This is a genomic window from Archangium sp. (assembly GCF_036277355.1).
Taxonomy (GTDB): Bacteria; Myxococcota; Myxococcia; order Myxococcales; family Myxococcaceae; genus Archangium.
Window position 1 is genome coordinate 43,445 of sequence record NZ_DASUNC010000020.1, and the last position, 23,074, is coordinate 66,518.

Sequence of the window (23,074 nt, forward strand, 5' to 3'; positions counted from 1 at the left end):
ATGAGCCTTCCCGGTCAACCGTCCTCCGCCACCACGCTCCTGGAGCTGCTCGAGACGCGCGCCAGCGCCCAGTGCGAGCAACCCCTCTACACCTTCCTGGAGGAGGGCGAGGAGCAGGTGGTGAGCTACGCGGCCCTGGACCTCCGGGCCCGGCGCATCGGCGCGATGCTCCAGTGCCTGGCGCGGGCCGGAGAGCGCGCGGTGCTGCTCTATCCGCCCGGCCTGGAGTACGTCGCGGGCTTCTTCGGTTGCGTCTACGCGGGGCTGGTCGCCGTGCCCGCGTACCCGCCGGAGCCCACGCGGCTCGAGCGCACGCTCCCGCGGTTGCGCGCCATCATCCGCGATGCGCGCGCCAGCGTGGTGCTCACCATCTCCTTCATCCGCGAGATGGGTGAGAGCCTCTTCGAGCAGGCCCCGGAGCTCGCCGCGCTGCGCTGGGTGGCCACCGACGCCATCGACGAGGGCGTGGAGGCCGGGTGGCAACGGCCCGAGGCCACGCGCGACTCGCTGGCCTTCCTCCAGTACACGTCCGGCTCCACCGGCGATCCCAAGGGCGTGCGGCTCAGCCACGGCAGCCTGCTGCACAACCTGTCCCTCATCTCGCGCGCCTTCGAGGTCCGGGCCGACAGCGTGGGCGTCATCTGGCTGCCGCCGTACCACGACATGGGCCTCATCGGCGGCATCCTCCAGCCGCTCTACGCCGGCTTCCACACGGCCCTCATGTCCCCGCTCGCCTTCCTCCGGCGCCCCCGGCTCTGGTTGGAGGCGCTCTCCCGCTTCGGCGGCACCATCAGCGGCGGGCCCTGCTTCGCGTTCGATCTCTGCGTCCGCAAGGTGCCTCCCCCCGAGCGCGAGGGGCTGGACCTGAGCCGCTGGGAGCTCGCCTTCTGCGGCGCCGAGCCCATCCGCCCCGAGGTGATGAGCCGCTTCGCCGAGGCGTTCGCTCCCGCTGGCTTCCGCTCCGAGGCGTTCTATCCCTGCTACGGCCTCGCCGAGGGCACGCTGATCGCCTCGGGCGGCAAGAAGGGCGAGGGCGTGCTCGTCCGCATCTGGGAGGCCGCCGCGCTGGAGCGCAACGAGGCCGTGGCGGCCGTGGACGGGCCCGGTGCTCGTCCGCTGGTGAGCTGCGGCAAGGTCATGCCCGAGCAGTCGCTCCTGATCGTGGATCCGGAGACGCGGCGGGCGTGCCCCGAGGGCAGGGTGGGGGAGATCTGGATCTCCGGCCCGAGCGTGGCCCACGGTTACTGGGAGCGCCCCGAGGAGAGCGAGGCCGCCTTCCAGGCGACCGTGGTGGATGGGGGCCCTGAGCGGTTCCTGCGCACGGGGGACCTGGGCGTGCTCCATGGCGGCGAGCTCTTCGTCGTGGGCCGGCGCAAGGATCTGATCATCCTCCGGGGCCGCAACCTGCACCCGCAGGACCTCGAGCTGACGATGGAGCGGAGCCACCCCGCGCTGCGGCCCGGATGTGGCGCGGCGTTCTCCATCGAGGTGGAGGGCGAGGAGCGGCTCGCGGTGGTGTACGAGGTGGATTCGCGCAAGCCCTGGACGCCCGACGAGGTGGTGGGCGCGCTCCGCCGCAGCCTGTCCGAGGCGCACGAGGTGCAGCTCCATGCACTGGTGCTGCTCGAGCCCGGTGCCCTGCCGAAGACGTCCAGCGGGAAGATCCAGCGCCGCGCCTGCAAGGCCGAGCTGCTCGCCGGTTGGCCTCGCGCGCTCCTGTTCTGGCGGGATACGGACGGGGTGGCGCGAGGGCAGGGGACTCCGGTGCTGGAGGCTCCCGCCCATCCGGTCTCCGTCGAGGAGCTGGAGACCTGGCTCGTGGCCCGGCTGTCGGCGCGGCTCCGCGTGCGTCCTGAGGAGCTCGCGAAGGATGTGCCTATCACGAGCTTCGGTCTGGACTCGCTGGCCGCCGTCGAGCTGGCCCATGAAATCGAGAACCTGGGCGCCGTCCTCCGCATGGACGAGCTGCTCCATGGGCCGACCGTGGCCGCGCTGGCCCGGACGATCTTCAACGCGCGGGACGCGGGGCTCCCGTCCATTCCCCGCCGTCCGGATGGGGCCGGGGCACCGCTCTCGTCCGCGCAGCAGCGGCTGTGGCTCTTCGAGCAGCTCGAGCAGGGTAAGCCCGCCTACAACCTTCCCTCCGCCCTCCGGCTCATGGGCGAGCTGGATGTGGCGGCGATCGAGCGGAGCTTCACGGCCCTCCTCGAGCGGCATGAGATCCTCCGGGCCACGTTCCTCGAGGTCGATGGCTCGCCCCGGCAGGTCATCTCGTCCACGCCTCCGTCCGTGTTCCGGCTCGTGGAGCTTCAGGCGGTGCCCGCTTCGGGACGTGAGGAGGAAGCGCTCCGGCTGGCCCGGGAGGAGGCGAGTGCTCCCTTCGACCTCGTGCGCGGCCCGCTGCTCCGGGTCACGTTGATCCGCCTGGACGCTCGCGAGCACCTGCTCGTCGTGGTGATGCACCACATCGTCTCGGATGGTGCGTCCTTCGCCCTCGTGGCCCGGGAGTTGAGCGCGCTCTACGCGTCCTTCGCCCGGGGGGCCTCGGCTTCCCCGCAGCCGCTCCCCGTCCAGTACCCCGATTACGCGCTCTGGCGCCGCGAGCGGGAGACCGATGCGGCCCTCGCGGAGTCTCTGTCCTGGTGGCGGCAACGGCTGGCCGGTGCTCCCTCCGCCCTGGAGCTGCCCACCGACAGGCCCCGTCCTGCCTCGCCGTCGTACCGGGGCGCTCGCGTTCCGCTGCACCTCTCCGAGCCGCTCACCGCCCGCCTGGAGACCCTGGGCCGCGGCGAGGGCGCCACGCTCTTCATGACGCTGCTCTCGGCCTTCCAGACCCTGCTGCTGCGTCACTTGGGCCAGGAGGACCTGTGCGTTGGCACTCCCGTCAATGGCCGGGATCGCGCCAGCCTGGAGGGGTTGATCGGCTGCTTCCTCGATCTCCTCGTCCTCCGCACGTCCCTCTCCGGCGATCCCTCGTTCCGCGAGCTGCTGGCCCGCACCCGGACCACGTCGCTCGAGGCCTTCGCCCATCGCGATGTCCCCTTCGAGCGCATCGCCGAGACGCTTCCGTCCTCGCGGGACCGGAGCCGTGCTCCGCTGTTCCAGGTGCTGTTCGTCCTCCTGCCCGAGCCCGGTGCGGAGCTCGCGCTGCCCGGCCTGGAGGCTCGCCGCGTGGAGCTCGATCCGGGTGCCACGGCCTATGACCTGACCCTGTCCCTCGCGCATGGCGCCGGGGGCCTGGAGGGCTGGCTCGAATACGCCACGGACCTCTTCGATGCCTCCACCGTGACCCGCATGGCGGAGCGGTTGCTCGTGGTGCTGGAGGCCGTCGCCGCCGACCCGGACCAGCGGCTCTCCGCGCTCCCGCTGCTCCCGGAGCACGAGCGGCGTCAGGTGCTGGTGGACTGGAATGCCACGCGCACCGAGTACCCGGAGGCGTGCGTCCATGCGCTCTTCTCGGCCCAGGCCGCGCGGACACCCGAGGCGGTGGCCGTCGTCTGTGGCGATGAGTCGCTCACGTACCGGGAGCTGCAACTGCGGGCCAACGCCGTGGCTCGCCGGCTTCGTGCCGCGGGCGTGGGCCCCGAGGTGGTGGTCGGCCTCTGCGCGGAGCGCTCGCTGGAGCTGGTGACGGGACTCCTGGGCATCCTCGAGGCCGGGGGTGCCTATCTCCCGCTGGATCCCTCGTACCCCGAGTCCCGGCTCGCCTTCATGCTGGAGGACTCCGGGGCGCCCGTGGTGCTCGCGCACCGGCATCTGGTGGGCGCGCTCTCGTCCGGTGCTCGGACCGTGGTTCCCCTGGATCCGCCCGGCTCGCCCGAGCTGGCCGAGGAGGCCCCCGCGACCGGCGTGGGCCCGGACAACCTCGCGTACGTCCTCTACACCTCCGGCTCCACCGGCCGCCCCAAGGGCGTGCTGATCCCCCACCGCAACCTCGCCAACTTCTTCACCGGCATGGATGCGCGCGTCGGCGCGGCGCCGGGCTCGTGGCTCGCCGTCACCAGCGTGTCCTTCGACATCTCCGTGCTGGAGCTGCTCTGGACCCTGGCTCGCGGCTTCAAGGTCGCCGTGCAGGGTGAACAGGGCGCGCTGGCCGCCGCTCCCCGCCGCACTGGTCGCCGCAAGCCCCTGGGCTTCAGCCTCTTCTACTTCGCCGCGGATGACGGCGCGCAGCAGGGAGGCGACCGCTACCGTCTGCTCATGGAGGGTGCGCGCTTCGCGGATCGCCACGGCTTCGAGGCCGTCTGGACTCCCGAGCGTCACTTCCACTCCTTCGGCGGGCTCTACCCCAATCCCTCCCTCACGGGCGCGGCGATCGCCGCCGTCACCGAGCGCGTGGGCATCCGCGCCGGCAGTGTCGTCCTCCCGCTGCACCACCCTGTGCGCGTCGCCGAGGACTGGGCCGTCGTCGACAACCTCTCCAAGGGGCGCGTGGGCCTGTCGGTGGCTCCGGGCTGGAACGCGGATGACTTCGTGCTCGCCCCCGAGCGCTATGCCGAGCGCCGTGCGCTGGCGATGCGCGGCCTGGACACCGTGCGGCGGCTCTGGCGCGGAGAGACCGTCTCCCTTCCCGGTGGCACAGGCGCTCCGGTGGAGGTCCGCATCCGCCCGAGCCCCGTGCAGCGCGAGCTGCCCGTCTGGCTCACCGCCGCCGGCAACCCCGAGACGTTCCGCGAGGCGGGCCGGCTGGGCGCGGGCGTCCTGACGCACCTGCTCGGCCAGCGGTGGGACGAGCTGCGGGAGCGCGTGGCCCTCTACCGCGAGGCCTGGCGCGAGGCCGGCCACCCGGGCGAGGGACACGTCACGCTCATGCTCCACACCTTCGTGGGGCAGGACCTGGACCAGGTGCGCGCGACGGTGGAAGGGCCCTTCCGCCGCTACCTGAGCAGCTCCGCGGACCTGATGCGTGGCCTGGGGCGGACCTTCGGGTTGGAGCCCTCGTCCGTGCAGTCCGGGGACCTGGAGGTGCTCGCCCAGCGCGCCTTCGATCGCTACTTCGAGGAGGCGGGCCTCTTCGGAACGCCTCGGACCTGCCGCGAGCAGGTGGCGCGGCTCGAGGCGCTCGGCGTGGACGAGGTGGCGTGCCTCATCGACTTCGGCGTGGACTCGGACACCGTGCTGGCCAGCCTGCCCGCGCTGGATGCCCTGCGGCAGCGCTCCGAGCGCGACTTCCGCCTCCAGGGTCAGCACGGCCTGACGGTGCCCGCGCAGATCCGGCGCCACGGCATCACCCATTTGCAGTGCACGCCCTCGCTCGCCCAGGCCCTGCTGCTGGAGCCCGAGGCCCCCGAGGCGCTCGCGGGTCTGTCGCGGCTGATGGTGGGTGGTGAGGCGCTCGCGGCGGACCTCGCGGCCCGGCTGCGCGGCGCGATCGGTGGCGAGCTGCTGAACATGTACGGCCCCACCGAGACCACCATCTGGTCCTCCACGCACCGCGTGGACGGGGCCTCGGGTCCGGTGCCCATCGGCACGCCCATCGCGAACACCTCGCTCTATGTCCTGGACGCGCGGCTGCGGCCCGCTCCCATTGGCGTGCCCGGGGAGCTGTTCATCGGTGGCGCCGGTGTTGCTCGCGGCTACCATGCCCGGCCCGAGCTGACCGCCGAGCGCTTCCTGCCGGATCCGTTCAGCGCCCAGGCCGGTGCCCGGATGTACCGGACCGGAGACCTCGCGCGCTGGCGGGCGGATGGGACGGTGGAGTTCCTCGGCCGCGTGGATCATCAGGTGAAGATCCGTGGCTTCCGCGTGGAGCCCGGTGAGATCGAGGCCGTGCTGGAGAAGCATCCCGGCGTGCGGCAGGCGGTCGTGGCCGCTCGCGAGGACTCGGCCGGCGGTGCGCGGCTGGTGGCCTACGTCATCCACCGGCCGGAACAGGCGGCCTCCACGGACGCGCTGCGCGCCTTCGCTCGCCGGCTCCTGCCCGAGCACCTGGTGCCTTCCGCCATCGTGCCGCTCGACGCGTTCCCCCTCACGCCCAATGGCAAGGTGGATCGCAAGGCGCTGCCCGCGCCGGATGGACTGCGCGAGGTGGCTCGGGAGTTCATTGCCCCGCGCACCCGCACCGAGCAGCGCGTGGCGGAGATCTGGTCCGCCGTGCTGGGCGTCGAGCAGGTGGGGGCGGGGGATGACTTCTTCGCGCTCGGTGGGCACTCGCTGCTCGCCGCTCGCGCCATCTCCCGGCTCCGCGATGCCTTCGGCGTGGAACTGGCCCTGCGTGAGCTGTTCGAGGCCGGCACCGTGGCCGCGCTCGCCGAGCGCATCGACGCGCTCCCGAAGACGGCTCCCCGGACGCCTGCCCTGGTGCCGGGCTCCCGCGAGGGCGCGCTGCCCCTGTCCTTCGCCCAGCAGCGGCTCTGGTTCCTGGAGCAGCTCGATCCCCAGAACGCCGCCTACAACGAGGCCGTGACGGTCCGCGTCGACGGCGTGCTCGATGTGGCGGTGCTGGAGCGCTGCCTCCTCGAGGTGGTCCGGCGCCACATGAGCCTCCGGACCACCTTCCACGCCGAGGACGGCAAGCCCGTCCAGGTCATCTCCCCGGAGGTCCGGCTTCCGCTGGCCCGCGTCGACCTGACGGGGCTCTCCGGCTCCGCCCAGGCGGAGGCGGTCTCGCGGATCGCGGGCGAGGAGTCCCTGCGGCCCTTCGCGCTCGTCTCGGGGCCGCCGCTGCGGGTCTCGCTCATGCGCCTGGGCGAGCGCGAGCATGTGCTGCTCGTCGTGCTGCACCACCTCGTGTCGGATGGGTGGTCGCTGGGCGTGCTGGTCCGCGAGGTGGCCGCGCTCTATCCGGCCTTCTCCGCGGGCCAGGCCTCGCCCCTGCCGGAGCTCTTGCTCCAGTACGTGGATTACGCCGCCTGGCAGCGTGGGTGGCTGCGAGACGAGGCCCTGGAGGCGCAGCTCGCGTACTGGCGCACCCGGCTGGCGGGAGCGCCCCGGTCGCTGGAGCTGCCCACGGATCATCCCCGGCCTCCCGTGCGCAGCTCCCGGGGCGCGAGCCGGCACTCGCTCCTGAGCTCCGAGCTCTCCCAGGCCGTGAAGGACCTGGCCCACCGCGAGGGCGCGACCCCCTTCATGGTCCTGCTCGCGGGCTTCTCCGCCCTGCTGTCCCGCTACAGCGACCAGGAGGACCTCTGCGTCGGCACGCCCGTGGCCGGCCGCGACCGCACCGAGCTGGAAGGGCTCATCGGCTGCTTCGTCAACACGCTCGTGCTGCGCGTGTCGACCGCGGGCAACCCGTCCTTCCGCGAGCTGCTCGGCCGCGCCCGCGACACCGTGCTGAGCGCCTTCGCCCACCCGGACGCCCCCTTCGAGAAGCTCGTGGAGGTGCTCCAGCCCGAGCGCGACCTCGGCCGCGGCCCGCTCTTCCAGGTGATGCTCGTGCTCCAGGAGGATCCGCTGCCGGAGCTGTCCCTGCCGGGTCTCCAGCTGCGCGTGCTGGAGCAGGAGAGCCACACGTCCAAGTTCGATCTGCGCCTCAGCCTCATGGAGACGGCCGCCGGATTCTCGGCGACCCTCGAGTTCAGCACCGATCTCTTCGAGCCCTCCACCGCCGAGCGCATGCTCGCGCACCTGCGCGTCCTCCTGGAGAGCGCCGTTCACGAGCCGGCCCAGAGCGTCCACGAGCTGGCGCTGCTGACGCCCGAGGAGCGCCGCCGCGTGCTGGTGGAGTGGAATGACACGCGGCTGCCTCGCGAGCCGGAGGCGTGCCTGCACCGCCTCATCGAGGCCCAGGTGGATCGCTCGCCGGACGCGGTGGCCGTGTCCTTCGAGGGCGCGCACCTCACGTACCGGGAACTGGATACCCGTGCGAATCAGCTCGCCCATCATCTGCGCGCCCGGGGTGTGGGCCCGGACCGGCTGGTGGCGCTGTGCACCGATCGTTCGCTCGAGATGGTCGTGGGGCTGCTCGGCATCCTGAAGGCGGGTGGCGCCTACGTGCCGCTGGATCCCGAGTACCCGCGCGAGCGGCTCGAGTACATGCTCGCCGATGCGTCGGCGCCCGTGCTCCTCACCCAGGCGCGGCTCGCCCCGGGTCTGCCTCACGGCGATGCGGCCGTGGTGTGTCTGGACTCGGAATGGGAGGCCGTGGCCCGCGAGTCCACCGAGCGCCCGCGGGCCGTGCTGTCTGGCGGCAATCTGGCCTACGTCATCTACACCTCGGGCTCCACTGGACGGCCCAAGGGCGCGATGAACTCCCACGCCGCCATCTGCAACCGGCTCCTCTGGATGCAGGAGGCGTACGGGCTGGACGCGGAGGATCGCGTCCTCCAGAAGACGCCGTTCAGCTTCGACGTCTCCGTCTGGGAGTTCTTCTGGCCGCTGATGACGGGCGCCCGGTTGGTGATGGCCCGGCCCGGTGGGCACCGGGATCCGGCGTACCTCACCGGTGTCATCTCGAGCGAGCGGATCACCACGCTGCACTTCGTGCCCTCCATGCTGCGGCACTTCCTGGAGGCGCCCGAGCTGGATGCCCGCTTCAGCCCCAAGCGTGTCATCTGCAGCGGCGAGGCCCTGCCTCCAGACCTGAGGGATCTCTTCCACGCGCGGCTGCGCTCGGAGCTGCACAACCTCTACGGGCCCACCGAGGCCGCCGTGGACGTGACGTTCTGGGCGTGCGAGCCCGAGGACCGGCGGCCGCTGGTTCCCATCGGTCGCCCCATCGCCAACGCGCGGATGTACGTGCTGGACGAGCACCTGCGTCCGGTGCCTCCCGGTGTCCCCGGTGAGCTGTTCATCGGGGGTGTGCCGCTGGCCCGTGGCTACTGGCGGCGGCCCGAGCTGACCGCCGAGCGCTTCGTTCCGGATCCGTTCGCGGAGACTCCGGGCGGCCGGCTGTACCGGACCGGGGATCGCGCCCGGTTCCTGGCGGATGGCGCCATCGAGTACCTCGGCCGGTTGGATGACCAGGTGAAGGTGCGCGGCTTCCGCATCGAGCTCGGGGAGATCGAGTCCGCGCTGCTGCGGCATCCGCATGTGCGCTCGGCCGCGGTGGTGGTGCGCGGGGACGTGCCGGGGGATCGCCGCCTCGTGGCCTACGTCGTCCCCGCCGGAGAGGAACTCGCGCCTCAATCGCTGCGCTCCTTCCTGGGCAGCTCGCTGCCCGAGTACATGGTGCCCTCGGCCTTCGTGTCCCTGGAGGCACTGCCGCTCTCGCCGAGTGGCAAGCTGGATCGCCGGGCACTCCCCGCGCCGGCTCGCGCACGGGCCAGCAGTGGCGAGGCCTCCGTCGCGCCTCGCGATGACATGGAGCGCCGGCTCGCGGAGATCTGGGCCGGGGTGCTTGGGGTGGAGCGAGTGGGTGCCCACGATCGTTTCTTCGAGCTGGGTGGGGACTCCATCCTCGGCCTCCAGGTGATTGCTCGCGCCCGGCAGGCGGGATTGCACCTCACCGTCCGGCAACTCTTCCAGCACCAGACCCTGGCCGAGCTGGCCCTCGCGGCTGGAACGGGACGGGCCCTTGGCGATCAGGGGCCGGTGTCCGGACCGGTGCCGCTCACGCCCATCCAGCGGTGGTTCCTCGAGCGGGAGCTGCCCGAAGCGCACCACTTCAATCAGGCGCTGTTGCTGGAGACGCGCGAGCCGGTGGACGCCGCCCTGCTGGAGCAGGCGCTGCGTGCACTGGTGGAGCACCATGATGCGCTCCGCTCGAGCGTGAAGCGCGTGGGGACGGGTTGGCAGCAGAACTGCGCTGCCCCGGGACGCGAGGTGTCGCTGCGCCGGGTGGATCTGTCCACGCTGCCGGAGTCCGAGCAGGCCGTGGAGCTGGAGCGTGTCTCGGCCGAGGTGCAGGCCAGCCTGTCGCTGGACGAGGGACTCCTCGTGCGCGCGGTGCTGTTCGACCGGGGGCCGGAGCGGACCGGCCGGCTGCTGCTGGTCATCCACCACCTCGCCGTCGATGGCGTCTCCTGGCGCGTGCTCCTGGAGGACCTCACGATCGCACTGCACCAGTTGGGCCGGGGCGAGCCGCTCGCGTTGCCCGCGAAGACGACGTCCTTCCAGACCTGGGCGCGCCGGTTGGAGGCGCATTCGCGGTCGGAGGCCGTCGCGGCGGAGCTGCCCTTCTGGTTGGAGGAGACCACGGGCGACGTGCCGACGTTGCCTCGGGATCGGCAAGGAAGCAACACGCCCGGCTCCGAGCGCACCGTCACGGTGACGTTGGAGCCCGAGGTGACGCGGGCGCTCCTGCACGAGCTGCCGTCCGCCCTGCGCGCGGGCGTGGATGAGCTGCTGCTCGCGGGCGTGGCCCGGGCCCTGTCTCGCTGGAGTGGCCGGAATCGGCTGCTCATCGACGTGGAAGGACACGGGCGCGAGGAGCTCTTCGAGGACGTGGACCTCTCGCGCACGGTGGGTTGGTTCACCGCGCTGCATCCGGTCCGCCTGGAGCTCCAGGACGCGGCTCCCGAGAAGGCGCTCGAGGCGGTCCGCGCCGCGAGGGAGCGGCGGGCGGGCAGGGGACTCGGCTACGGCCTGCTGCGCTACCTGCGCCAGGATGCGGCCTCCGAGCAGCTCCGCGCACGGCCCTCCGCCGAGGTCTGCTTCAACTACCTCGGGCAACTGGACGCGGGCGCGCTGGGTGCGTCCCGGTTCGGCCTCGCGCCCGAATCCGTGGGGCCCTCGCATGGGGCCGGTGGACTCCGGAGCCATGTGCTGGAGGTGGTGGCGCGTGCGGCGGGTGGGCGCCTGGAGCTGTCCTGGGTGTACAGCGAGTCGTTGCATGCCCGCGAGACGATCGAGGCGCTGGCCGCCGATTGCGCGGAGTCGCTCCGGGCGCTCGCGCGCACCGGTGCCTCCGAGGAGAGTTACCCGCTCTCTCCGCTCCAGCACGGACTCCTGTTCCAGGTGCTGCTGGAGCCCGGGACGGAGGCGTACTTCGAGCAGCGGAGCTGGACGCTCACCGGGGCGCTCGATGCTCCCGCGCTTCGTCAGGCCTGGGCGTTGGTGATGGAGCGCCACCCCGCGCTGCGCACGGACTTCCAGTGGGCGGGCCTGGATGAGCCCGTCCAGGTGGTGCGGACGCATGTGGAGCCGCCGTGGAGCGAGCTCGACTGGCGCGGCGTTCCGGCGGAAGAGCAGGCGTACAGGCTGGAGTCCTTCCTTCGCGAGGACCGGGCCCGTGGCTTCGATCTGACGCGGGCGCCCCTGATGCGCTTCACGTTGATCCGGCTGGGGGAGCAGGCCCACCGGTTCGTCTGGAGCTTCCACCACCTGGTGCTGGACGGATGGAGCCTGGCGCGGGTGCTCTCGGAGGTGCTCGAGGCCTACGCGGCGCTCGTCCGTGGCGAGGCGTGGCGGCCCCTGCGTGCGCTGGACTTCCGCGCGTACATCGAATGGCTGGGACGGCGGCGGCCCGAGCGGGACGAGGCGTTCTGGCGCGAGCTGCTCGCGGGCGTGGACGCTCCGACCCCGTTGCCGGGAGAGGGCGAGTCCGGTGTCGCGAGTGGAGCGGGCGAGCGGGAGGCCGTGCTCGACGCGCGGACCACCACGGCGCTCCAGGACTTCGCGCGGCGTCACGGTCTCACGCCGAGCACGCTGGTGCACGGCGCGTGGGCGTTGCTGCTGTCGCGGTACGGGGCGGGCGAGGATGTCGTCTTCGGCACCACGCTCGCGGGCCGGCCGCCGGAGCTGCCGGGCATCGAGGAGGCGGTGGGGTTGTTCATCCACTCGCTGCCCGTGCGCGTCCGGATTCGCACGGGCGAGGAGCGGGTCCCCTGGTTGCGCGAGCTCCAGGCGCGGCTGGTGGAGCTGGGCCAGCGCGAGCACGTTCCGCTGGCGCGCATCCAGGGCTGGAGTGACATTCCCCGGGGTACGCCGCTCTTCGAGAGCCTGCTCGTCTTCGAGAACTATCCGATCGATGCGGCGCTCGAGCGGGGCGTGGCGGGCCTGTCGCTCGGGGATTTCCGCCCCTTCGAGCGCACGCACTACCCGTTGACCGCCGTGGCCGTGCCGGGCCGCGAGCTGCACCTCAAGCTGCTGTTCCGCTCCGAGCGTGTCTCCGCGGACGCCGCCACGCGGCTGCTGGCGCACTGGCGGACACTGCTGGAGGGAATGGTCTCCGCTCCGGAGCGGCGGCTCGGAGACGTGCCCCTGTTGTCCGCCGCCGAGCGCCGTCAGGTGGTGGTGGAGTGGAACGCCACGCGGACCGCGTTCCCGCGTGAGGCCACGATCCACGCGCTGTTCGAGGCCCAGGTGGCCCGGACGCCCGGCTCGGTGGCGGTGTCCTTCGGTGACGTCTCGCTCACCTACGCCGAGCTGGAGCGCCGGGCGAACCGGCTGGCGCATCGCCTCCTGTCACTGGGTGTCTCGAGAGGCTCGGCCGTGGGCCTGTGCGTGGAGCGCTCGGCGGAGCTGATCGTGGGCGTGCTGGGCATCCTGAAGGCCGGTGCCGCCTACGTGCCGTTGGATCCCGCGTACCCGAGCGAGCGTCTGGCCTGGATGATCCAGGACGCCCGCGTGCCCGTGCTGCTCACCCAGCAGCGGCTGCGGGACGGACTGTCGGCGGGGTCCGCGCGCGTGCTCGCGCTGGATGGGGCAGGGGAGCTCGAGGGGCTTCCCGACACGGCTCCGGAATCCACGGCCTCCGCCGAGGATCTCGCCTACGTCATCTACACCTCGGGCTCCACGGGCGTGCCCAAGGGCGTCTGTGTCCCGCACCGCGCCGTGGTCCGGCTGGTGGTGGAGACGGACTTCATCCAACTCGTGCCCGAGGACCGTGTGGCGCAGGCGTCCAACGCCTCGTTCGACGCGGCCACCTTCGAGATCTGGGGCGCACTGTTGCATGGGGCCCGGCTGGTGGGCGTGGAGCGTGAGGTGGCGCTCGCGCCGAGGCCGTTCGCCACGTGGCTGCACGAGCAGCGCATCAGCGTCCTCTTCCTCACCACGGCCTGGTTCAACCAGATCGCCACCGAGGTGCCGGACGCCTTCCGCGGGCTGCGGCAGCTCCACTTCGGCGGCGAGGCGGTGGATCCGCGGCCGGTCCGCGCGGTCCTCCGCGAAGGGCCGCCGCAACGGCTGCTCCACGTCTACGGTCCCACCGAGAGCACCACCTTCGCTTCCTGGCACCTCGTGCGCGAGGTCCCCGAGGGCAGTCAGACGCTCCCCATTGGCCGGCCGCTGGCCAACACGGAGCAGTACGTGCTCGATGAGTCACTGGAGCCCGTGCCGCCGGGCGGAGCAGGGGAGCTGTGGATCGGCGGAGACGGCCTGGCCTGGGGTTACCTCGGGCGGCCCGAGCTGACCGCGGACCGATTCCGGCCCCACCCGTTCAGCGCCGAGCCCGGAGCCCGGCTGTACCGGACCGGCGATCGCGTGCGGCTCCAGGCGGATGGCTCGGTCGTGTTCCTCGGCCGCGTGGATGCGCAGGTGAAGGTGCGCGGCTTCCGCGTGGAGCCGGGCGAGATTCAGGCGGTGCTGCTGAAGCACCCCGCGTTGCGCGAGGCCGCCGTGCTGGCGCGCGAGGATGCCGCTGGAGGTTCGCGGCGGCTCGTGGCCTATGTCGTGCCGGTGGCGGGCCAGTCCATCGAGGGACGCGCGCTGCATCGCTTCCTCGCGGAGCGGCTGCCCGAGTACATGGTGCCGTCCGCCTTCGTTCCCCTGGAGCGGCTGCCGCTGACGCCCAATGGCAAGGTGGATCGCCGCGCGCTCCCCGCGCCCTCCGAGGTGCCGGGCGAGGGGGATGCTTCGTACGTCGCTCCGCGTGGGCCCGTGGAGGAGCTGCTCGCGGGCCTCTTCGGCGAGCTGCTCGGCGTCTCGCGCGTGGGCGCCCATGACAGCTTCTTCGAGCTGGGTGGGCACTCGCTGCTGGCCACCCGCGTGGTGTCGCGCGTCCTCGCCACCTTCGGGGTGGTGCTGTCGCTGCGAGAGTTGTTCGAGGCGCCCACCGTGGCGCGGCTGGCCGAGCGCATCTCCACGGCCCGCCAGCTCCCCCAGGCGGTGCGCCCACCACCGATCGTCCCCGTGCCCCGCGAGGGCTCCCTGCCGCTGTCCCTGATGCAGGAGCGCCTCTGGCTGCTGGATCAACTCCAGCCCGGCACGTCCCTCTACAACGTCTCCTGGGCCTCCTGGCTGGAAGGCTCCCTGCACCTGCCCGCCCTGGAGCGGGCCCTGTCCGGGCTGCTCCAGCGTCACGAGGCGCTGCGCACCACCTTCGTGCTCGAGGCGGGCGAGCCCGTGCAGCGGATCCACCCCCAGGTGGAGCTGTCCCTGCCGGTCGTGGATCTCCGCGAGCTGCCCACGGAGGAGAGCGAGACCCAGGCCCTGCTCGTGGCCACCGAGGAGGCGCGGCGGCCGTTCGACCTCGCTCGCGGGCCCCTCATCCGCGCGCTGCTGCTCCGCACGGGCGAGACGAAGCACCTGCTCGTCCTGACGCTGCACCACATCATCTCGGACGGCTGGTCCCTGGGCGTGACGATCCGGGAGTTCCTGGCGCTGTACGAGTCGGAGCTCACGGGCCGGCCCTCGCCGCTGCCCGCGCCCGGACTCCAGCCCGTGGATCACGCCGTCTGGCAGCGCGGGTGGCTCCGTGGCGAGGCGCTCGAGACGCAGCTCGGCTACTGGCGCGAGCGGCTCGCGGGCGCGCCGCCGGTGTTGGAGCTGCCCACGGACTTCCCGCGCCCGGGCGTCCAGCGCTACCGCGGTGCCTCCGTCCGCGTCCAGCTCCCGGCCGGGCTGTCCTCCGCGTTCCGGACCCTCTGCCGCCGTGAGGGTGTCACGCCCTTCATGGGTCTGCTGGCCGCCTTCCAGCTCCTCTTGTCCCGCTCCTCGGGTCAGGAGGATGTCTGCGTGGGCTCTCCCATCTCCGGCCGCCACCATCCCGGGCTGGAGGACCTGCTCGGCTTCTTCGTCAACACGCTGGTGCTGCGGACCCGCCTCTCGCCGGAGCTCACCTTCCGCGAGCTGCTGGGCCGCGTGCGCGAGACGACGCTCGGCGCCTATGCCCACCAGGATCTGCCGTTCGAGAAGCTGGTCGAGGCACTCCAGCCTCCGCGCAGCTTGAGCCATGCTCCGCTCGTGCAGGCGGTGCTGGCCCTCCAGGAGGCACCGCGGCTGGAGGGGGCCGCCACGGGGCTCACCTTCCGCCCGGTGGAGCTGGGCACCGAGACCGCGAAGTTCGATCTCACGCTCTCGCTCACGGACGCGCCCGAGGGCTTCGCCGGGACGCTGGAGTACGACGCGGACCTGTTCACTCCCGCCACCGCCACCCGGATGATGGAGCAGCTGCGCGTGCTGCTGGAGGGCGCGGTGGCCGGTGCGGGCCGGCGGCTCGGCGAGCTGCCGATGATGGACCCGGCGGAGCATCGGCGTCTGCTGGTGGAGTGGAACGCCACCCGCGTGGACTACCCGCGTGACACGGGCCTCGCCGCGCTCTTCGAGGCTCAGGCGGAGCGCACGCCGGACGCGGTGGCGGTGGAGCTCGGAGACGAGCGGCTCACGTACCGCGAGCTGGATCGGCGCGCGAACCAGCTCGCCCGGCACCTGGTGGGGCGGGGCGTGGGGCCGGAGACTCCGGTGGGCCTGTGCGTGCAGCGCTCGATGGAGCTGGTGGTGGGGACGCTCGGCATCCTCAAGGCCGGTGGCGCCTACGTGCCGCTGGATCCCACCTATCCGCGTGAGCGGCTGGCCTTCATGGTGGAGGACACGCGCGTGCCGGTGGTGCTGACGCAGCGCGCGCTGGTGCCGGTGCTGCCGGAGCGTGGCGCGGCGGTGGTGCTGCTGGACGAGGGCTGGAGCGAGATCGCCCGCGAGCCCGAGGACTCCCCGGGCATCCACGTGCCGGGCGAGTCCCTGGCCTATGTCATGTACACCTCGGGCTCCACCGGGCGGCCCAAGGGCGTCTGCATCCCGCAGCGCGCGGTGGCGAGGCTCGTGCTGGGCTCGTCCTTCGCGCGGTGGGCGCCGGACGAGGTGTTCCTCCAACTCGCGCCCATCTGCTTCGACGCCGCCACGCTCGAGCTGTGGGGCCCCCTGTTGCACGGTGCGCGCCTGGTCCTCTTCCCGCCGCACACCCCCACGGTGGACGAGCTGAAGTCCGTGCTGGATCGCCACGGGGTGACGACGCTCTGGCTGACGGCGGCGCTCTTCGAGCAGATCTCCGCCATGCGGCCGGAGGCGCTGCGGGGCGTGCGGCGGCTGCTCGCGGGCGGAGACGTGCTGCCTCCGGCCGCGGTGCGCGAGCGGCTCTCGCGGGGCGGTGTGCTCGTCAACGGATACGGGCCCACGGAGAACACCACCTTCACCACCTGTCATGTCATGGAGGGCGCCGCTCCCGAGGGCTCCATCCCCATCGGCCAGCCCATCGCCAACACGCGGGTGTACGTGGTGGATCGCCAGCTCCGGCCCGTGCCCGTGGGCGTGCCGGGCGAGCTGCTCATGGGCGGAGATGGCCTGGCCTGGGGCTACCTCGGGCGGCCGGACCTGACGGCGGAGCGCTTCATCCCGGATCCGTTCGGCCTGGAGCCCGGCGGGCGGCTGTACCGCTCGGGCGATCGGGTCCGCCACCGCGCGGACGGGACGCTGGAGTTCCTCGGGCGCATGGATGCGCAGGTGAAGGTCCGCGGCTTCCGCGTGGAGCCGGGCGAGGTGGAGGAGGCCCTCCGCGAGCACCCCGGTGTCGCCGAGGCGGTGGTGGTGGCGCGGCCGGATCCCGCGGGCGGCAAGCGGCTGGTGGCCTACGCCGTCCCACGGGCCGGGCACGAGCTGGACTCGCGCGCCCTGCGGACCTTCCTCGCGGAGCGGCTGCCCGAGCACATGGTGCCGGCGGTGCTCATGCCGCTGGCGGCGCTTCCGCTCTCGCCCAACGGCAAGGTGGATCGCGGGGCGCTCCCGGAGCCGGAGGTGTCGCGGCCGGCCGGTGTCGAGTTCGTGGAGCCCACCACGCCCCTGGAGCGGAAAATCTCGGAGTTGCTGGCGAAGGTGCTCGGGGTGGAGCGCGTGGGAGTGGAAGACCACTTCTTCGCGGACCTGGGTGGCAACTCCATGTCGGTGGTGAAGGCCTGCGCGCTCCTGCGGGAGGAGCTGAAGCGGGACGTGCCCGCCACACGCTTCTTCGAGCACTCGACGGTACGAGCGCTCGCCGCTTCCCTGGAGAGGGACGGGGAAGCCACGGCGGACGGGCAGGACAACGAGGTTCATGAAGATCGCGCGGAACAGCGGCGGCAGGCGTTCCGGCGGCAGGGCAGGCGAAGGGATCGCGGAAATGGATGACCAGAACGTGCAGCCCGAGGATCAAGGCAACGACATCGCGGTGATCGGCATGGCGGGGCGCTTCCCGAGTGCCAGGGATCTGCGTGCCTTCTGGCGCAACCTCCGGGACGGCGTGGAGTCCATCTCGTTCTTCTCGCGCAACGAACTGGAGCGCTCGCCGCTCGTGCCCGAGGAGGTGTGGAACCACCCGGCCTTCGTCCGCGCCGGTGGCATCCTCGAGGACTCGGACCACTTCGATCACGGCTTCTTCGACATCCCGCTGCGCGAGGCGCAGTGGATGGATCCGCAGCAGCGCCTCTTCCTCCAGTGCGCCTGGGCCGCGCTCGAGGACGCCGCGTATGATCCCACGCGCTTCCCGGGGCGCATCTCGCTCTACGCGGGCGCGGGCGCCTCCGGGCACCTGTTGTCGCTGCTCGGCGAGGCGCGGAAGGATCCCGCCGCGGGCCTGGATCTGGCCACGTCCGGCCCCGAGAGCCTGGCGATGAAGACGTCCTTCAAGCTCCAGCTCCGGGGCGAGAGCGTCGCCGTGTACACCGCGTGCTCCACGGGCCTGGTGGCCATCCACATGGCCTGCCAGAGCCTGCTGACGCGGCAGTCGGACGTCGCCCTGGCCGGCGCGGTGCGGATCGCCACGCCCCAGCGCACGGGCTACGTGTACCAGGAAGGGCTCATCTACTCGCCGGACGGGCACTGCCGCGCCTTCGATCACCGCGCCGCCGGGACGGTGGCCAGCAACGGCGTGGGCGTGGTGGTGCTCAAGCCCCTGGCCGATGCCCTGCGGGATGGGGACCACATCCACGCCGTCATCAAGGGCTCGGCCATCAACAACGACGGCCACCAGAAGGCCGGCTACACCGCGCCGAGCGTCGAGGGCCAGGCCGAGGTCATCGCGGACGCGCTCGCCTACGCGGGGCTCGAGGGCGATGACATCCAGTACGTGGAGGCGCACGGCACCGGCACGTCGCTGGGAGACCCCATCGAGGTCGCCGCGCTGACGCGGGCCTTCCGCAAGACCACGGACCGCAAGGGCTTCTGCGGCCTCGGCTCGCTCAAGACGAACCTGGGGCACATGGACGCGGCGGCCGGCGTGGCCGGGCTCATCAAGGTGGCGCTATCGTTGAAGCACGAGGAGCTGCCGCCCAGCCTGCACTTCGAGCGCCCCAACCCGGAGATCGACTTCGAGCGCAGCCCCTTCTTCGTCAACACCGCCCTGAAGCCGTGGCCTCGTGGCGAGGTGCCGCGCCGGGCGGGCGTGAGCTCCTTCGGCATCGGCGGCACCAACGCCCACGTGGTGCTGGAGGAGGCGCCTCCCGTCGTGGCGGACAAGACCGATGGCCGCCCGCAGCGGCTCGTGACGCTGTCCGCGCGCACGCCCACCGCCCTGGCGGAGATGGCGCGGGAGCTGGCCTCGCACGTGGAGTCCACGCCCGGCGTGTCCCTGGCGGACGTGGCCTTCACGCGCAACGTGGGCCGGCGGGCCTTCGAGTACCGGCAGTCCGTGGTGGCCACGGACGCGGCGAGCCTGGTGGAGCGGCTGCGCCAGTTGCCGGCGGCGGTGGAGGCGAACCGGACGCGCAGGGTGGCCTTCCTCTTCCCCGGGCAGGGTGTCCAGGCCGTGGGCATGGGCCGCGAGCTGCACGCGGCCGAGCCGGGCTTCCGCAAGGACGTGGACGCGGCGCTCGCGCGGCTGGAGCCTTCGCTCGCGGCCGACGTGCGGGCCCTGGTGCTTACTCCCCCGGGTCAGGAGGAGAACGCCGCGAAACGGCTGGCGGATCCGCGTGTGGCACTGCCCGCGCTCTTCATCGTCGAGCACGCGCTCGCCCGGCTCTGGATGTCCTGGGGCGTGAAGCCGCACGCGATGCTGGGGCACAGCTACGGTGAGTACGTGGTGGCGTGCGTGGCCGGCGTGCTGTCTCCCGAGGACGGCTTGCGGCTCGCCGTGGCCCGAGGCGCCCTGATGGCGCGGATGCCTCCGGGAGGCATGCTCTCGGTGGGCCTGGAGGAAGCGGAGTTGCTGCCGCTGCTCACGGGCGGGCTCACGCTGGCGGCCGTCAACGGTCCCGGCCGGTGCGTCGTCTCGGGACCCGTCGAGGCCGTCACGCAGCTGGAGCAGACCCTCTCTGGCCGGGGCGTGGGCGTGGTGCGCCTGCCCGCGGCTCATGCCTTCCACTCCAGCGCGGTGGAGCCGCTGATGCCGGACCTGGCGAGGGCCGTCTCCGGCCTGCGTCTCCAGGCGCCCAAGCTGCGCTACGTGTCGAGCCTCACCGGCACGTGGATCCGCCCCGAGGAGGCCACGGATCCCGCCTACTGGGCCCGGCAGATGCGCCAGCCCGTGCGCTTCGACGCGGGGCTCGAGGTGCTGATCGCGGACGGCTGCAGCGCCCTGCTCGAGGTGGGTCCGGGACAGGATCTCACGTCGCTGTGCCGCCCGCGCGTGCGCCAGGACAAGCGGATGATCTCCGTGCCGTCGCTGCGCCGCCGGCCCTCGGAGAGTGATTACGCCGGGCTGCTGCGTTCGCTCGGAGAGCTGTGGAGCGCGGGCGTCGAGGTGGACTGGTCGAAGTTCCACGCGGGCGGAGCCGGCCGGCGCACCCCGCTGCCCACGTACCCGTTCGAGGAGAAGTCCTGCCGCCTCCAGACCACGGCCGCGCTGCCCGCGCTGGACGCTCCCGGGATGGCCAAGGCCCCCGCGAGCACACCCGTGGCCGCGCCCGTAGCCGTGCCCGTGGCCGCGCCCCGGAGTGAGATCGAGCGCCGTGTCATGGAGATCTGGCGCGAGCGTCTGGGCACCGTGGAGATCGGTCCGCACGACGACTTCCTGGAGCTGGGTGGCAACTCGCTGATGGCGGCGCAGATGCTCACCCGCCTGCGCGAGACGTTCAACGTGCAGCTGCCGCTCGGCGCGCTCTTCGACGCCCCCACCGTGGCGGGGATCTCCGCGCACATCGAGTCCCTGCTCCAGGCGGCCCAGCCCACCACCGGGCCCGCGGCGCCCGAGGCCATGGTGCGGATCGATCGCCAGGGCGAGCTGCCGCTCTCCGTCGTCCAGGAGCGCGTCTGGCGCATGGAGCAGCGCGAGCCGGGCAACCCGGCCCTGAACATGCCGCTGGCGATCCGGATCTCCGGCGCGCTCGACGCGGGGCTGCTGGAGCGCAGCATCAACGAGGTCATCCGCCGGCACGAGATGCTCCGGGCGACCTACTCCGTGGTGGACGGGCGCGTGCGGCAGGGCTTCGCTTCCTCGCTGCGCATCCAGGTCCCCGTGGTGGATCTGCGCGGCCATGGGGGAGACCGCGAGGCGGAGGCGCTGCGGCTCGCGTTGGAGGAGGCGGAGCGGCCGTTCGCCCTGGAGCGTGAGCCCATCGTCCGGGCCCGGCTGCTGCGGCTGGACGCGGCGGAGCACCTGCTGCTGCTGACGGTCCACCACATCGGCGCGGACACGCTCTCGCTGGTGGCCTTCGTCCGCGAGGCGGCGGTGAACTACCAGGCCTTCCGCGACGGAAATCCGGCGCCGCTGCCGGAGCTGGCCGTGCAGTACGTGGATTACGCGGCCTGGGAGCGGCGCTCGCTGTCCGCGGGCGCCCTGGCCGAGCAGGAGGCGTACTGGCGCGAGGTGCTCGCCGAGCTGCCCGGATCGCTGGAGCTGGCCTCGGATCGCCCGCGCTCGGCACAACAGCGCCTGCGCGGCGCGCGCTTTCCCGTGTCCTTCACCGGGAAGCTCGGCACGGGGATCATCGCCTTCAACCAGCGCGAGCGCGTGACGTCCTTCGCCACGCTGCTGGCCGCGCTCTCCGCGCTGCTCTCCCGCTACTCGGGGCGCGAGGACGTGGTGGTGGGCACGCCCATCGGCAACCGCGCCCGGGGCGAGCTGGAGCCGCTCATCGGCTTCGTCGCCCATGCCATCGCGTTGAGGACCGACCTCTCCGGCGATCCGACCTTCCGCGAGCTGCTGAGCCGGGCCCGCGAGGTGACGATCGGCGCCTCGGCCAACCAGGATGTGCCCTTCGAGCATCTGCTGCCCCGCGTGTCCTCCGGGCGGGATCCGGGGCAGTCGCGGCTCTGTGACGCCGCCCTCGTGCTGCACGCGGATGTCACCACGGCTCCGCCGCCCGTCCCCGGGTTGGACATGCGTCTGGTGGAGGTGCCGGGCACGCCCGCCCAGTTCGGCGCCACGCTCGGTGAGCTGACGCTGCTCCTGACGGAGAGCCCCACCGGCTTCACGGGCTTCGTCGAGTACGCCACCGATCTCTATGAGGAGGCGCGCATCGCCCGGATGGTGGGCCACCTCGAGACGCTGCTGGCGGCGGTCATCGCGGATCCCGAGCTGCGGCTCTCGCGCCTGCCGCTCGCGACTCCGGCGGAGCGGAGCCTCGTGCTCCCCGTCCAGGGGGACACCTCGCCCGGTCTGTTGGCCCGGCTCGGGGCGCGCGTGGAGAAGTCCCCCGAGGCGGTGGCGATCAGCTCGGGCGATCGGCGGCTGACGTGGCGCGAGCTGGCCGCGTGCGCGCGGGGGCTCGCCACCCGGCTGTGCGGTGAGGGCGTGGGGCCGGAGGTTCCCGTGGCCCTCCGCCTGGAGCCGTCCATCGAGGCGGTGATCGCGCTCTGGGGCGTGCTGGAGGCGGGCGGGGCCTGCCTGCCCGTGGCTCCGGGTGAGCTGGCCGAGCTGCCCTCGCTCTTCCCGGCGGAAGGCCCCCGGCTGCTGCTGGTGGCCGGCTCCGGTGAGCCGCCGGCTCCGGCGGGGGTGCGCGTGCTGAAGGTGGACGCGGCGCTGTCCGAGGCGGGCGGCGCGGTGCCGGACGCACCGGCCGAGCGGCTGGCGTTCATCGTGCCCGCTCCCGAGGCGCTGGGCGGACGTGGCCGGCTCCAGCTGTCCCACCGCAACATCGCGCGGCTGCTGGCGTCGCTGGACGCGCGGATGGGCACGGGGGAGGGGGAGGTGTGGCTGGCGGCGGGTGGACCGGCGTCGGATCCCTCGGGACTGGACCTGCTGTGGGCGCTCGCGCGTGGGGTGCGCGTCGTCCTCCCGCCCGAGCGGCTGGCCGCGCGCTTCGCCGTCATGGGGCGGAAGCAGGGGGCGCACAGGAAGCTCGAGTTCAGCCTCTCGTACTTCGCCAATGACGAGGACTCGTTGGGCGAGCGCAAGTACGAGATGTTGATCGAGGGCGCGAAGTTCGCCGATGCGCACGGCTTCTCCGCCATCTGGACGCCGGAGCGGCGCTTCCACTCGTTCGGCGGCCTGTACCCAGCGCCCTCGGTGGTGAGCGGGGCGATCGCGATGATCACCCGCAACCTGAAGCTGCGCGCGGGCAGCGTCGTGCTGCCGCTGCATGATCCCATCGAGGTGGCCGAGCAGTGGTCCGTCGTGGACAACCTGTCCGGCGGGCGCGTGGGCCTGTCGTTCGCCACGGGCTGGCACGCCAATGACTTCTCGCTCTCGCCGGCCACGTTCGCCCGGCGGCGCGAGGTGTTGGTGGAGCGGCTGGAGGAGTTCCGGCGGCTGTGGCGCGGCGAGACGGTCCAGCGCCGCAATGGTGCCGGCGTGGAGGTGGAGCTCGCGGTGCGGCCCAGGCCGGTGCAGCGGGAGGTGCCGGTGTGGCTCACCTCGGCGGGCAACCCGGAGACGTTCCGTCAGGCGGGTGACGTGGGGGCGGGCATTCTCACCAACGTGCTCGGGCTCGGCTCCAACCTGAAGGAGCTCGAGGCGAAGGTGGCGCTCTACCGCGAGGCCTGGCGCAAGCGCGGCCACGGACCCGGCCGCGGCCACGTGACGCTGATGCTCCACACCTTCCTGGGCAAGGACCTCGACGAGGTCCGCTCCGTCGTCCGGGAGCCGCTCAAGAAGTACTTCCGAAGCTCGGTGGACATCTTCGGCAACCTG

Annotated in this window: 2 protein-coding genes (1 of these 2 only partly in view); both read left to right on the forward strand. The window is 72.5% G+C overall.

Going from position 1 to position 23,074, the window contains the following annotated elements; all coding sequences use genetic code 11:
* Window positions 1-17,196 (forward strand): non-ribosomal peptide synthase/polyketide synthase, encoded by a 17,196-nt coding sequence (locus tag VFZ09_RS06150; protein ID WP_329726534.1) that lies wholly within the window; start codon window positions 1-3, stop codon window positions 17,194-17,196.
* Window positions 17,189-23,074, forward strand: part of the annotated coding region (locus tag VFZ09_RS06155) for a non-ribosomal peptide synthetase/type I polyketide synthase (protein WP_329726535.1) (this coding region is incomplete at its 3' end). 6,000 nt of the annotated region lie beyond the right edge of the window; 5,886 of its 11,886 annotated nt are in view. The genes VFZ09_RS06150 and VFZ09_RS06155, both read left to right, overlap by 8 nt.

Coding starts and splice junctions, on each gene's coding strand:
- VFZ09_RS06150 (WP_329726534.1), top strand. CDS start 1: ATGAGCCTTCCCGGTCAACCGTCCTCCGCCACCACGCTCCTGGAGCTG.